General features: G+C 58.5%; 4 protein-coding genes. All 4 read left to right on the top strand.

Annotation, left to right across the window (positions count from 1 at the left end; all coding sequences use genetic code 11):
• Nucleotides 1-41 precede the first annotated feature (41 nt).
• The 4 genes from QX041_RS32005 (at nt 42) to QX041_RS31990 (ending at nt 15,702) form a co-directional block, all read left to right on the top strand.
• Nucleotides 42-9,920 carry a calcium-binding protein gene (locus QX041_RS32005; protein WP_316167829.1) on the top strand — a complete coding sequence of 3,293 codons (9,879 nt, stop codon included), beginning with the start codon at nt 42-44 and terminating at the stop codon, nt 9,918-9,920.
• A 662-nt stretch (nt 9,921-10,582) separates the two neighbouring features.
• Nucleotides 10,583-12,115 (top strand): hypothetical protein, encoded by a 1,533-nt coding sequence (locus tag QX041_RS32000; protein WP_316167828.1) that lies wholly within the window; start codon nt 10,583-10,585, stop codon nt 12,113-12,115.
• 576 nt (nt 12,116-12,691) lie between these two features.
• The gene (locus tag QX041_RS31995; RefSeq protein WP_316167826.1) at nt 12,692-13,699 is read left to right on the top strand and encodes a phosphatase PAP2 family protein; all 1,008 of its coding nucleotides are present in this window, start codon (nt 12,692-12,694) and stop codon (nt 13,697-13,699) included.
• A gap of 146 nt (nt 13,700-13,845) precedes the next feature.
• Entirely contained in the window at nt 13,846-15,702 is a 1,857-nt protein-coding gene (locus tag QX041_RS31990) for a hypothetical protein (RefSeq protein ID WP_316167825.1), read from the top strand.
• The last annotated feature ends 137 nt before the right edge of the window (nt 15,703-15,839 follow it).

The raw sequence follows: 15,839 nt of genomic DNA, 5'->3' as shown, positions 1-15,839 counted from the left end.
TTGACATCGTAACTACTGGAAGTGGTCCTTCCGGATTCTTGATGGTTGATGCCAATATGCTGATCAATTTCGATCGCATTGGCATGCTAGACTTTTTGCTGAGAGCCAACCGAAAAATTCTTATTAATAACGAAGTTTATAGTGAAGTTGTGTCCGATGTGTTGAGTTCATCAAATCCTGTTGCAGTCGCGTCTGCCACGAGAATCGATGCTTGGATAAATTCCCATTCCTCCCAGGTCCAGGTGGGGGCCTGGGATCCAACGCGGCCGTTGGTGACCGGAAAGGACAAAGGTGAAATTGCAATTACTCAAGACTTTGCCTACGCAGTTAGCCATGGCGACAATTTTGTTGTCGCTTCAGACGACGAGCGCAAACTCGCGCTTAAGATACTGCCCGGTGCCAGTATTCCGGCCTTAACTGGAAACTACTTTTTAAATAGCTTGCTTTTAGGCGGCGCGATAACGCCGTTTGAGTATTTTGCGATAGCTACCGCAGGTCTCGCTGGGGGATTCTCCCAAAAGGCGTTGGCGGGTGACACCTCGTCCATACTTGTGCCTAACGCCCCGTACGGCATTTTTATCGATGGGGTTCTTCGTGGATTCTACGACTACGATCCTGTTGGAGCCAATATAATTGTTGTTGATGGTGTTTCGGAGATTTTCACTCCGCTTGAGAAGGTGGGTGTTCGAGGTGGGAAGATTGTTAGGTCAGCGGACGCTTCTTCCAACCCAAACCAGTATGGGTACCTGGACGATCTTGAGGAACAGCAATTTGGAAAGCTGTTCCGGGATTTCATAGTTCCGGCTTCGCAAAAATACACGGAGATCGGTTCATCCGGTCAGAATGTCGATGTTGTTGGGCCAAATGGAGAGGTCCAGGTTGATATCAGGGGCGGGAGCGAAGCCAACGAGATCACGGGAAGTGTTTCCTCGACCGGTGTTGCGCTACTTGCGGGAGGCACAGGAAACGACACTATAAACTTAGGTGGTGGGCGCGAATTCGTTGGAGGAGGTGAGGGGGTAGACCGCGCTATATTTGGCCAGGCCTATAATCAGAGCACAATCAGAAATTTTGTATCGTTGAACGGAGTGGTTGGGGGTCTGGTTACGGCCGGCGAAAACTTGGTCGAGTTCCAGTCGATTGAGAAATTGGAATTCGCCGGGAACGACGTTACTTTGGCCGTCGAGGCATCATCATCCGGTAGTGGTGAGCGCACGTCAGCAAATGATACGACCGTCGATCTCGGTGCGACGTCCTATTCGAGCAATGACACACTAGATTTTGCCAAATACGGACAGGCGGTCTATCTAGGGACGAGGCCATCCTCCGGCGGAGAGGGGCACGCCGCTGGATTGTATTCCAACAAGAGTATGACCGCATTCACCGGCCTTTCCTTTACCGGCATGACCACGCTCAACCTCGGCGCCGGCGATGACAGAATCGACATCTCGAAGGATGCTGATGAATACCTTCACACCATCAATACTGGTGGAGGAAAAAACTGGATCTCGTCGGGCAATATCAACGTCACAATCAATCTGCAGGGAAGCGACGACACAGTTTTCCACGCTGGCAGGGGATCGGTGATCAATGTCGGTTCGGGTCATGCGACGATCTACTTGTCCGACGACGTTCTCATCAATGGCCTGAAGCCGTCCGACACCATCGTCGACAAGGCGGGTCGGGTGATCCACGGCGCTCTTGGTTCGCCTAACACCGAGTCTCAATGGATTAGCGGGAGCGGCCTTTGGTTCGGGCTCAATTCCGAGGGCCAGCTTGGCATCAGGGATTCGCTCGGCGACATCATGTATATCGCCGACTACAAGGGAGGACCGGACGTTCCCTTCTCCCAGCAGTCGGGTGGCATCTTTGTAGCTACGATCGAAATCCGCTACTCCGACCTGTTCCATATGGGCCGGACGTTCGACCAGATGGTCGCGGGCAACTTCAAGGCGGCCAATGCCATCCTGTTTGTCAATGGCATGAAGCCGCTGTTCGGCGGGGATCCGCTCATTCTGGATCTGGACGGCAACGGCGTGAAGCTCACGCCGCTCGGTTCCGACTCGCCTGTGCTGGACATGAACGTCGACGGCTTCCTCGTCCGCACCGGATGGGTGTCCGGAGGTGACGGAATTCTCGTCTACGACAAGAACGGCAATGGTGCGGTGGACAACGCGTCCGAGCTGTTCGGCGGTCGCGATGTCGACGGCTACGCGGCCCTCGGACAGTATGATCTCAACAAGGATGGCGTGATCGATTCCAGCGACGCGATCTTCGGTCAGCTGCAGGTCTGGCGCGACCGCAACGGCAATGCGGTGGTCGATGCGGGCGAAATGGAATCGCTTGCGGATGCAGGCGTCGCTTCGATCAGCCTGCAGAGCCAGACGAGCACCGACATCGTCGCGGGCAACTCGATCTTGTCGACCGGGACCTTCACCCGGACCGACGGCACGACCGGCGCGATGGCGGACGTGTCGCTCAACACCGATCCCTATCATTCGACGTTCACGGGCGACGCCAGCGTGAGCCAGGCGGCTGCCGCGCTGCCGAACCTCAAGGGGTTTGGCACGCTTGCAGATCTTCACGTGGCGATGACGCTCGATCCGCACCTGATCGATGTCGTCAACGCAAATCTCGGCAACCTCAACAGCCCAGACCTGACGAGCCTCCGCAACGCGGCGATGCCAATCCTGACGGCGTGGGCCGCGGCCGTGCCGCTACGTGACGCGGACGGAGTCTGGCACACGGCGGCGCCGCTTTCGCACGCAGGCATTGCATATCTCTCCCTGGCGTCTTCGCCTGGGTCGATCGACGACTTTGCTTATCAGGTGACCGTGGGTGGGGCGACGTTTTGGAAGCTCGCCAGCGGCGACGACGTCAAGGATACCAATGGCAACGTCATCGGCCAGCCGACCCTAGACCAGATTCTGGCGCAGCAGAGCGCGAAGGGGCAGTGGGAGCTCCTGACCGGCGAGCAGATCGCGTTCGCAGAGCGCTATCTCGGCGTGCCGCTGCCTTTCGATACGGTGACCCCGGGACCGGACGGCAAAGTGCCGGCCGCGATGATTTCCGCGATGGCGTCGTTCGTCAGCGGATCGGCAGCGACGGTCGACCTCCAGGCCGTACGCCTCGCGATGCAGGGATCGCTTGCGCCGTATTTCGTCGGCGTGACTTATGATGTCGCATCCAACAAGTTCCACACCACGACCGACCGCCAGCTCGTCCCGATGTTCGAGCAGGTGTTCAGTCATGCGCCCGCCGATGCGGCGGGGGCAACGGCGTGGCTGGCGAGCTGGCGGTCGCTGCTCAACATCGTTGCGGGAGATCTCGAACGCGCGACTGGCACCGTCAGCTATGGCTGGACCTTCGCCAGCGCGATGGCGGCTTATGAGACCGTGGGCCTGCCGATAAGCCTGGTGCAGGCTGGCGAGGCGCTCGGTGTTCCGAGCGGCGTGATCCGCACGGGAACAGAAGCCGTCGTCGATGGGACGAACAACCCTGATTTTATTGTCCTGTCCGGAAGCCAGACGGGCCGGGGTGGGGTCGGTGCGGACAATTACTTCGTCGGCAGCTCGTTCACACACGTCACGATCGACGACACCGATAGCGGTGGCGGCGGTACGGGGAATAATGCCGACCTGCTGCGTCTGACCAGCTTGCGCTCCACCGACGTGACGGCAACTCGCAACGGTATCGACCTTGTCTTGCATGCCAATGTCAACGGTGAGGACCGTGACATCACCATTCTCGGCGAGTTCACCGGCGTCCGGCAGGGCCTCCTCGGTGGCAACGTCAACCCGGATCGCGGCGTCGCCGAGATCGCCTTTGCCGACGGTGTGGTGTGGGATAAGCAGGAGATCGCCAAGCAGGTCTCGCATTTCGCAGCGGGCGCGACCGAGTTTGACGGAACCCCTGACGATGATGTCCTCGATCCCGGCGCCGGCGCTGGCGGCATCACACTGAGCGGTGGTGATGGCGGCGATGTCTATGTCTTCGGCCGCGGTTACGGCCACGATACGATCCAGGAGAACGAGACCTATACCTGGATGGAGACGCCGGATGCCGTTCGCTTCGGATCAGGCATCTCGCGTTCGGATGTGACGTTCCGGCGTACCGGCAATTCGGGTGACCTGGATATCCTGATCAACGGAACCGATGATGTCCTGACGATCAAGGGGCAGTTCGACGTCGCCTATGGCGGGCTCGATACCATGGTCAATCGGGTTGAGATCTTCAGTTTTGCCGACGGCGACTTCACGAACTGGGAATCCGTTATCCAAATGCTCGACGCGAACGCGGGCACGGATGGCAACGACACGATCTACGGCTTCAACTACGATGACGTTCTGGACGGGGGCGCCGGCAACGATTTTCTCAGCGGCGGTAATGGCAACGACACCTACATGTTCGGCCGCGGCGATGGCTCGGACACGATCGAGGACCGTCTCGGTATGATCTTGAGCGGCGCCGAGGATACGGTCCAATTCAAGGAAGGGATCTCGGCCAGCGACCTCACGTTCCATCACGACGGCAACACCAGCGATCTCCGAATCACCATCAACGGCACCACTGACAGCCTGACGATTCTCGGTGAGTTCTCGATTATCTACGGCCTGCTCGAGACCGAGGACGACCGGATCGAGAACTTCAAGTTCGCGGATGGCACCGTTCTCGGCTGGCACGATATTCTGCAACAGATCGATGCCGCCGCCGGCACGGAGGGTAACGACGTCATTTACGGCTTCGGCTACGACGACGTGCTACAGGGCGGAAAGGGTGACGATGATCTTTACGGTGGCCAAGGTAACGATACCTACATCTATAACCGCGGCGACGGTCACGATACGATTTACGAGCTCGCCGATGCGCAAGGGCCGGAGTTCGACACCCTGGTGCTGCACGGCATCCGCCCGGCTGACGTCTCACTGGCTCGCAACGGCAACGACGTCGCCCTGGTGTTTGCTGAGAGCGCAGCCGGTGCGGGTGATGGCGGCTCGGTGCTGCTCAAGGCCGAGCTCGACGACTGGTTCGCGCAAGGTATCGAGCAGGTCAAGTTCGACGATGGCACGGTGTGGACTCAGAACGATCTGCGCCTGAAGCTGCTGGCCCAGGCGTCGACCGATGGCAACGACATCATCGTCGGCTACAACACCAACGACGTGATAACGGGGGGCAAGGGCGACGACATGCTGGCCGGCGGCGCCGGCGACGACACCTACATATACAACCGCGGCGACGGCCACGACGTCATTACCGAGGTCGCCGGCGGCAACTACAGCACGATCGACACGCTCAGGCTCAAGGGCATCAGCCCGGCCAGCATCTCTTTCAGCCGCAACGGCAACGACCTCACGCTCGTCATCAACGAAAGTGTGACCGGTGCCAATGACGGCGGCTCGATCCTGCTCAAGGACGAGCTCGGCGACTGGTTCAGCCAGGGTGTCGAGAACATCGTGTTCGACGATGGCACGACCTGGGACCAGAATTATCTGCGCACGACGGCGCTGTCGCAGGCCTTCACGCCGGGTGACGACGTCATCAACGGCTTCAACACCAACGACATCCTGATCGGCGGGCGCGGCAACGACACACTGAACGGCGGCGCCGGCGACGATACCTATATCTATGCTCGCGGCGACGGCAACGACACGATTATCGACGGGCCGGCCGGCAATTTCTCCAGTTTCGACACCTTGCGACTTCAGGGTATCGATCCCGCAGCGATCAGCTTCGTCCGCAACGGTAACGACCTCACGCTGGTGATTGCCGAGAGCGCGGCGGGCGCTGGTGACGGCGGCTCGATCCTGATCAAGCAGACGCTGGACGACTGGTTCAGTCAGGGCATCGAAAGGGTCGTGTTCGACAACGGCACGGTTTGGACGCAGAACGATCTGCGCCTGAAGGCGCTGGCGCAATATTCGACGCCGGGCAACGACGTCATCGACGGCTTCAACACCAACGACGTCATCACCGGCGGCCGCGGCGACGACGTGATGTCGGGCGGGAGCGGCGACGACACCTATGTCTACAACCGCGGTGATGGCAACGACACCATCATCGAGGGAACGGTGGGCAACGCCTCCAGCTACGACACCCTGAAGTTGCACGGCATCCGGCCGTCCGACATCGGCTTCGTCCGCAGCGGCAATGACCTGACGCTGGTGATCGCCGAGAGCGCGCCCGGAGCTGGTGATGGCGGCTCTGTCCTGATCAAGCAGACGCTCGACGATTGGTTCAGTCAAGGTATCGAACAGGTCGAGTTCGATGACGGCACGGTCTGGAAACAGGCTGATCTGCGGGCGCTGGTGCTGCAGCAGATGACGAACTCGAATGCCACATCGATCTACGGCTTCAACACGGCCGACACGATTGTGGCTGGTCTGGGAGATCGTTACCTGAACGGCCAAGGAGGGGCCGACACCTACATTTACAGCTCTGCTGGCGGCAACGACGTCATTGAAGATAGCACCAGCAACAATGCGCTCGTGATGAAGGATATCGCCTCCACGGCGGTCGCCTTGAGCCGCCCGGGAAATGGCGCGGATCTCGTGATCGAGAATACGTCGACCGGCAAGACGGTCATTGTGAAGGGGCAGTTTACCAACAGCCCACTTTCCACTGTGACCTTTGCTGATGGGGTTAGCTGGAGCTCGCAGGATATTCTCAATATCGTCGCGAGCCAGACTCTTATTCTCGGCACCGATGGCGTGGACAGCATCAACGGTACGCCCAATGCGGAGACGATCGATGGCCTCGGGGGCGACGACATCCTCAACGGTGGGAGCGGTGGTGATATCTATATCTATCGGGTTGGATCTGGAAATGACCTTATCCAGGAAACCGGCACAAACAGCGGAAATGATGTCGTAAAGCTGGTTGGATTGAACGTACGTGACGTGGATGTCACGCGCAGCGGGAATGACCTTCTGATCCGTATCCTTTCAAGTGGCGAAACGCTCAAGGTCAAAGACCATTTTCTCGGTTCCAACACCGGTGTTGAATTCCTTCAATTCGCTGATGGAACGTCGGTGCCTGCCGCCGGGATCGCTCAGATGGTCCGCAATGAAGCTGCCGTCTATTTGGCCTCAGCTGCCGCCTTCACGGATAGTTCCGCGCAGCGCCAGGCCAAGTTGGCTTCGTATGGGATCAACTCGATCGTCGATGAAGGGGCGGCAACGGGAACTGTCGGGGCGACCGGCGCGGTTGATGCGATCTTGATCGGGACCGGCGACAAAACCGTCTCCGGAAGCGGCGGAGCGGATTTCTATGTCTATTCGCCGGCGGGCGGAAACGTAACCATCACCGATCCTAATAATGGCGGCGGCGTATCAGTTCTCGTATTCAACGGAATCCGCTCGACGGATATATCGGTGTCGCGCCCGAACGGTGGCACGGATGTCGCGTTCACCAATAAACTGACCGGTAAGACCATAACGGTACGGGGCGAGTACGCACATGACGGCTCGATGCAATCGATCGTTTTTGCCGACGGTGTGACCTGGTCCTATGCTCAGCTGCAGCAGATCCTGCTGGACACGGAGAGTGCCGCAATTGGTGGTTCGGTCTGGGGCTATGGTGGCCGCGACGACGTGCTCGTTGCCGGGCTTGGCGACAAGTCGCTCTATGGGCAAGGCGGCAACGATACCTATGTGTATTCGTCGGCCGGCGGCAATGATATTGTTGCCGATAGCGAGAACCTGAAGGGCACACTGCAGTTCACCGACATCGCGTCCACCGGGGTTACGGTGTCGCGTCCCAACGGTGGCACGGATATCGTGATCAAGGTGCTGGCGACCGGCAAGACGGTGACTGTGCAGCGTGAATACGCCAATGGCGGTCCGCTGAAGCAGATCACGTTCTCCGATGGCGTGACCTGGAGCTACGCTCAGCTGCAGCAGATCCTGCTGGACACGGAGAGCGCCGCCGTTGGCGGCTCGATCTGGGGTTACGGCGGCCGCGACGACGTGCTGGTTGCAGGGCTCGGCGACAAGTACATGGCCGGTCAAGGCGGCAACGATACCTATGTGTATTCGTCGGCCGGCGGCAATGATATTGTTGCCGATAGCGAGAACCTGAAGGGCACACTGCAGTTCACCGACATCGCGTCCACCGGGGTTACGGTGTCGCGTCCCAACGGTGGCACGGATATCGTGATCAAGGTGCTGGCGACCGGCAAGACGGTGACTGTGCAGCGTGAATACGCCAATGGCGGTCCGCTGAAGCAGATCACGTTCTCCGATGGCGTGACCTGGAGCTACGCTCAGCTGCAGCAGATCCTGCTGGACACGGAGAGCGCCGCCGTCGGCGGCTCGATCTGGGGGTACGGCGGCCGCGACGACGTGCTGGTTGCCGGGCTCGGCGACAAGTACATGGCCGGTCAAGGCGGCAACGATACCTATGTGTATTCGTCGGCCGGCGGCAACGATATCGTTGCCGACAGCGAGAACTTCAAGGGAACGCTGCAGTTTACCGACATTGCATCGACGGGTGTCGTGATATCGCGCCCGAATGGTGGTGCTGACATCGTGTTGACGGTCCTGGCGACCGGCAAGAGCGTCACCATCCAGCGCGAATTTGCCAACGGCGGGCCCCTCAAGGCGATCACGTTCTCGGATGGTGTCAGTTGGAGTCAGCAGGACATCCTGAACATCCTGGCGGTGGGACCAATCTACGGTACCCCGGGCAATGATACAATAAACGGTACGACAAACGACGACATCATCGACGGTCTGGCCGGCAATGACGTGCTGGCCGGCGGCGCCGGCAGCGATACGTACGTCTATGGCGTAGGGTCCGGCAACGATACGATCAATGAGCTGAGCAGCAACGCTGGGGCGGATGTCGTGAGGCTGACTAGGCTAAACGCATCGGATGTCGTCTTCAGCCAAAGCAGCAATGACCTGATCATTCAAGTCAATGCAACCGGCGAAATGCTGCGGATCACAAACCAGTTCAATGGTACGAACGGTATTGAGCAGGTCCTCTTTGCAGACGGCACGATCTGGGATCGAACGACAATCGCAGCCAACGCCTGGATCCGCGGCTCTGCCGGAAATGACTCGATCACCTTACCCGCCACTGGGGCAACCGTCGCAGGCGGAGCAGGCGACGATACGTTGACCGTCTCGGGCAACGGGTCCGATCTGATCGTCTTTGCCAAAGGTGACGGCCACGATACGCTGACCAATCCAGGCTCCGGCTACAACCGGAACGACACGCTGCGGCTGGTGAACATCAACTCTTACGAGGTGAGCCTCACCAGATCGGGCGACGCTCTGCTAATCTCGGTCCCCACGACGGGAGACTCTTTCAAGGTCAACTACCAATTCTGGGGTGACGGAAGCCAGATCCAGGGACTTACGACGATCAACTTCGCCGATGGAACGGTCTGGAACAGGTCCGCTATTGCCGATGCGGTGAAGACCTTTACCTGGGTCGGCAGCGCGACGAGCGGGGTCCTGACCGGCAACGACTATGGACTGAACGTCTTCCAGTTTGGAGCCGGCTCTGAAGTCGCCAATGGCGGGCGGATGAAAAATGTCTATCAGGTCTCGACGGCGACAGCCCAGGCGGCGATTAATCTGCCCTCTTACGGGCCGTCTCGGAACGAACTGGACTTCGTTGGTGGGCTGACGGATCAAAACCTATGGTTTGTTCAGAAAGGGAATGATCTCGAGATCGACGTATTGGGCAGCAGCACCCAAGTGACGATCGGCAGCTGGTTTTCCGGTGCGGCAGGGGAGATGCAAGAGATCACCTCGGGCGGTCTCAAGATCGATAGTCAGATCTCGCAGCTAGTGCAGGCGATGGCGAGTTACTCGGCCAACCATCCCGGCTTTGACCCGACAAGTGCCGGCAATGCGGCCCTGCCTAACGACCCGGCATTGCAGGCATCGATAGCTGCGGCTTGGCACGCCTGACGACGACCTAAGGGCCGGGCCACAGAACTCTCAAAGATGTGAGGTCACAAGAGCGCGCCCATTGAACGTGGGCCGCTCTTGTGGGTCCCGACCCGCCTGCAAATGAGGTCGTCTCGCTCAATAACTCCGATATGGACAGCAAGCGCATGATCATCGCCTCTGGAAGGGCAAGGACGGCAGGGACAGCATGTCACGCCGTCGACGAGCCGCGCGAACCCTCATCCGCGATCGCCGCATCTGGTACATGCCAGATTGGCGCAAAAGTTCGTCCCCAGGTTGGCGGCGCATTGCCTTCAACTTGACATCGTCGATGACGTCACCAAGGAGTGCCTGGGCGCGATTGCCGACACCTCAATCTCGGGCCGGCGGGTGGCACGGTGGACGCTATGAACCGTACCTGCCGCACGGCAGGTCTACTCGTTGCGGGTTCGAGTTATCAACTCTGGCGCTTTTTGTGGCGGCAGCTGACATCATAATCCGAAAGTTCCACGCGACCCGTAGACGCGCGGCGTGGCACATACAGTGCTGCCGTTTGCAGCTTGTTAACCAGCGTCCATTTATCCGCCCGAGCGGATCGATACGAACTTGTTGTTTACTCTGCTTTAGACGCCTTCCCGTATTGGGGTACGGGTCCGCGCACAGCATCGGTAATGAAGTAACATGTGCGCGATGGTTCGGAGGCGGAAGTGCAGGATGCACGATCAAACGTTATCGGGCGTGACGTGCTTACCGACTCCCCTGCGACAGACCGGCTGCCATCGCCGGTTTTGGGGACTTACGCGTTCCTGATCTCTCTTTTGAGCGTCTTCTATCTTTCCAACGCATCACTCGTCCTAAGTCATTACGACCTTGGCTGGCATCTTGCCGCTGGCGACTTGATTCGAGCGGAAGAGCGCATCCCCTTCCAGGATCCCTGGTCGTTCACCCTCGGGACCCAACAGTGGTTCAACCTCTCGTGGCTATGGGACGTGGTTGCCAGCACAATCTTCAAGTTCAGCGGATACGCAGGTCTTGTTGTCCTCGTCTTGGTGTGCGGAATCCTGATCGCTGGATATCTCACGTCGGCTTGCTTGCGAAGTGGCGCTTCCGCGTTCGCCGCCTGCATCGGGACATTTGCGGTTTGCCTGCTGTATCCCTCCTACGATACGGCGCCTAACAGCTATCTCGCAGCATCTCCCAACATCGCGACCATGGTATTCAGCGTGGTTTTCTACCGGGAGTGTTTGCGGCCGACCAAACTGTTGTTGCTACCCTTGCTGATGGTGCTCTGGGTGAATTTGCACGGTGGATTCGTGCTTGGCTTCATGATCCTCGCTGTCTTCGGTGGCGGGGCCATTCTCCGAGGTGACTGGAACGACTTAAGGGCCATCGTAGTGGCTGGTTGCGGCTGCCTAGCCGCTACCTTCGTCAATCCGCTCGGCTGGAAAATCTACAAAGGCGTGGCCGCTACCTTGGGACACTTTGTTCAGGGACATATTGGAGAGTGGCTTCCCTATTCTCACAATGTCGAAATTCCGGGCAGCCTTCCCGGAATGGCCTACATTATTGCGTTCATCGCGCTGGAACTGCGGTACGGCGTAACGGCGAAAATCCGCGCTGAGCACCGCATTCTGTGTTGGGCATTTCTCGCGCTCGGACTTTCCCAGTTTCGATACATGTCATTCTTTTTCATCTTTTCGACGGTGCCGGTGGCTCTTCATCTCGATCGGCTTCTTCCCACTCGGCTGCCCAAGCCGCAAATTCAGCGGGCGCTTCTGACTGCAGCGCTCGTTGGCGCATGTGTCCTTCCGGTTACTTTTATCCGAGTACAGCCGGCTTTGGCATTGCCAAACATGTTGTCGGAGCAGGACGCCGAATACCTGGAGAAGCATCTTGCGCATGCGCGGGTGCTTAACCATTGGAATGTTGGAGGATATCTGATCTTCCTTACCCATGGATCAGTCCGGCTCTTTGTCGACGGCCGAGCGGCCACGGCTTATCCTGATGAGTTGCTCCGCGACTACTTCAAGCTCGTGCATTGGGAGGTCGATGAAGCCGCCTGGGATGAGGTGCTCGAGAAGTACCATATCGATGCCGTCTTGTGGCTTAGGGGGCATGATGAATTGAGGCAGTTCCTCGTAGGAAAGCGAGGCTGGACTGAGGACCATATCGGGAAGTACGAAAGTGTCTATGTCAGGCCCGCTGTCGCGCGCTGACGTGGCGCCGAGGGATATCGCCAGGTACTGCATCCCCCGGAGCGGCAGAAGCTCATGCGCATTTGCGTAGAAAGTTGACGGCGAGGTTTCCACCAACGCCCGCTCTGCTTCACCGATCTATTCCAGGGCTCTCGCTCACCGGCCAAACGATTGTAAAGCGTGGTTTCGTTGCTGCCGTAGCCTAGAGATCGCGCGGCGTTATATCCCCGCGCAAAAGCCGCGGCACAGGTTCCACAATGGTACGCAACTGGTGAGAGAATTGTGTCCAGCCAGATCTACCAAAATGCCCTCGCATGAATCCGGCCGCTCTGCAAATGGCTTCAGAACGCGCCTCGTTTGTGACTCGTGAATCTCAGGATCTCCCATTTCACACTACCTTAAGTTTTGTCCCGTAATTTTGCGGGGTGAGAGATCGGGTGATCTGCGGGCCACTGGCCGCCGGGTTAAAGAGCCCTGCTTGAGAGATGTGCCGCGATCAGCTCCCTGGGAATGCGATCCAATGTTCCGTGCTTTCGTCAGATGTTGCGCTCGCGATCGTCAAAAGAGCTTCGCTGAAGGAAACGGTGGCCTGCAGGCATGAAAACCGACGAAGAAAGCCTCGCGTGGCAAACACTCAATCTCAATTGGCTGCCAATCGCTCTGTTTGGCGCGGCGCTGTTGAGTGCCTTGACGTACTCCGACTTCTCCTTGGAGCCAATAGGTTTCGGAGTTCTCGTTGCTATTGCGATTTCGCTTGCGAGTATTGCCTATGGTTATGCCCACATCAGGCAGGCTTCCGCGGATCCTAAACTTGTCTTCTGGTTTGGTGTCACAGCTCAGATCATATTGCTCACGGCGATCGCTGGCCCTCTTAGTTATATCGCAAACGCGATGAATTGGCCCCTACAGGATCAGAGCCTATTGTGGATCGACCGTGCAATTGGGTTTGATCCCCAGGGGATTGCAGCGTTTTTTAACACCCACAGCTGGATCGTGCACTACTTGAAAGTTGCATACGGCTTCATCAAGTGGCCCCTGCTCGCGATCCCGATCATTTTGGTGATGGGAGCGCGGTTCTTGCGACTTCAGCAATTCGTGCTGACGTTGAGCGTTGCACTCGCTGTAACGATTGTCGTGTCCGCCTTCATTCCGGCCATAGGGACTTACTACGGTCTGGGATTGTCGCCGGGCGAGCAGTTCCCGAAGGTTGACTCAGCAAATTACGCGGCGCAGCTCCGGGATATTTTCGCGTTACGAGATGGGTCGTTACGACAGCTCGACGTGCTCAGGCTAGCGGGCATTGTATCATTCCCAAGCTTCCACACGGCGTCGGCAGTTCTTTATATCTGGGCTTTGTGGCCGATCCGAGTTTTGCGGCCGGCGTCGATCGCGCTCAATACCTGGATGGTTGCCGCGACGCCCCTGATCGGTGCGCACTACATCATCGACCTCATCGGAGGCGCCGCTGTGGCTGGCGGGTCTATCGTGATGGTCAAGCACTTCTTGAGATCTGTATTTGTCAGGTCACAGCGCCGCACGCAATGGCCCGCTTATTGGCCGTCCGCTATGCCAAACGTGCCAAACGCAGGATCTTCGTCGGAGTAAATCCGGGTCACATCTTGGTGGCGCTGCCAGATGGGCCGCGTTGGGGCCGGCGGGAGCGACGAATCGGCTCGATATCTGCAGCTCGCGGAACACTTGAACCCGATGGGCTCAGTGCTGTGCAGACGTTGGGCAGTTCGACGCGGTGCGTGCTGCTCCAGTTAAACTCGGTTGTTGATGCTGCGGAAACCAGTGGGCTCACCATGTCAGACGCCGTTTCGGGTTCAAGCTCGGTTGCAAGCCAGGGCAGAGCAAGAGCCGTCGGCGTTCTGATCCTGGTGCTGGGGCTTACTGCGGCGATGGCGTTCAAGCTGCTCTCGATCAGGGGCGGCGTTTTCGACGCCATGTCGACCGATGATACGATGCGTCTTGTCGAAATCCGGGATTTTCTCGACGGCCAGGCATGGTGGGATCTCCGGCAATACCGCCTGGGTCCATCCGGCGTGCTCATGCATTGGTCGCGGATTGTCGATCTGCCACTAGCCATATCGATCCTGACACTGAAACCTTTGGTCGGTCCGCTCCATGCGGAAGCGGTAACGCTGTTCGTCTGGCCAATACTTCTGCTTGCTGTGGCTCTCGTGCTCGTCGGGACGATTGCCTACCGTATGAGCAAAGGCGTCGCGGCCTCACCGCTGGGCGCAGCTGTGCTGGCTATGCTGGCAGCGCCAGCATTGATTCACTTCAAGCCGGGCGCGATCGATCATCACAACGTGCAAATCGACCTATTGCTCCTGATGCTTCTCTTTGCGATCCAGGCCGATCGAAGCGCGACCAGGGCTGCGCTCGCAGGGCTGACCGGATCTGTGTCGCTCGCAATCGGGGTTGAGATCTTGCCGGTGATCGTCACGATAGGCGGTGCCATGGCGGGTCTTTTCGTCTGGCGTGGTGGAGAGGTTGCGCGCGAAGTCTCGGCCTTTGCTCTCGCGCTAGCCGCATCATCGGCGGCTCTCGGATTTGCGTTGGTTCCGGCAGAGGAACTAACGTTGCCCGTGCTTGACGCGCTCGGAGGCCCGCTGCTTTTGTTGACCGTGGGCGGGGGCGTTGGCCTGGTGCTGATGGTTGGAATTGAGCGTTACCGATCCGCGCTATGGCTGCGTGTTGTTACCGCGACTGGAACCGTGATCGCCTTGCTCGGTGCGTTCGTCCTGCTTTTTGCGGGATCGCTGGTGTTGCCGTATTCGCAGCTTGATCCGCTGGTCGTTTCTCTATGGCTCGATCATGTTCAGGAGACCGTATCCCTGGCGAAGATGATCCGGATCGGTCCAGAGGAAGTACTCGGCTTTTACGCGTTTCCTCTTATAACAATGGCAATTGCGGCAGCGGCATTTTTGCGAGCCAACCCGGTTGATCGATTTCGGTGGGGTGTTGGTGTCGCTACCCTCGCGACGTTGATTGCGATCAGCGTGTGGGAAATGCGCGGAACAGGCGGGGCTGCCATGGCGGCAGCGCCAATATTCGCCGCAGCCGCTGTCTTCATCTGGCCATCGCTTGCCCAGACAAGCAGCCTCGTTTTGGTGGCGTTCGTCGTGTCTCCGGTCATGTTCGCAGTACTTGGAAATTGCGCGAAACCACTGATCGATTCGATGGTAGAGCCGACTGAAATGGTATTTGAACCTGACGAGTCCCGATGCCAAAGTGTTTCGGATGCCGAGCCTATGGGGCTATTGGCAAGAGGAAGCGTCATGGCGCCGATCGATCTCGGCCCGGCCATATTGGCTGCGACGAAACACGCCGTGTTTGCGGCCCCATACCACCGGAACAACGATGGCAATCTCGCGATGCTCAAGCTCATGCTTGCGCCAGCGCCGGTCGCGCATCAGATGCTACGAGATTACCACGTCGATTATGTGGTCACGTGTCGGACATCTCCAAATCGTAACGTTATTGAGCGCGCTCCGGATGGCTTAGAATCATTGTTGGATCGAGGCGAAGTTCCTGAATTTCTCGAGCCATTGGGACTCGCATCCTCGTCCAAAATCGCGGTTTGGCGTGTTCGGGGGTGATGGCCCAACTCCTGTGGCTTAGGTTTGGCGCAGATGAAGTCAAGTTGCTCACGCAACTGCCGGTCGTGTCCCCGGAGGTGGTGTAGCTCGGTGGAGCAAAGCCGCCCGGACGCGCGCTCCCAAATAGCGCCGTAGCG

The organism is Bradyrhizobium sp. SZCCHNRI2009 (genome assembly GCF_032485115.1).
Classification (GTDB): domain Bacteria; phylum Pseudomonadota; class Alphaproteobacteria; order Rhizobiales; family Xanthobacteraceae; genus Bradyrhizobium.
The sequence above is the reverse complement of the archived record's forward strand: the minus strand, read 5'-3'. Positions and strand labels throughout refer to the sequence as shown.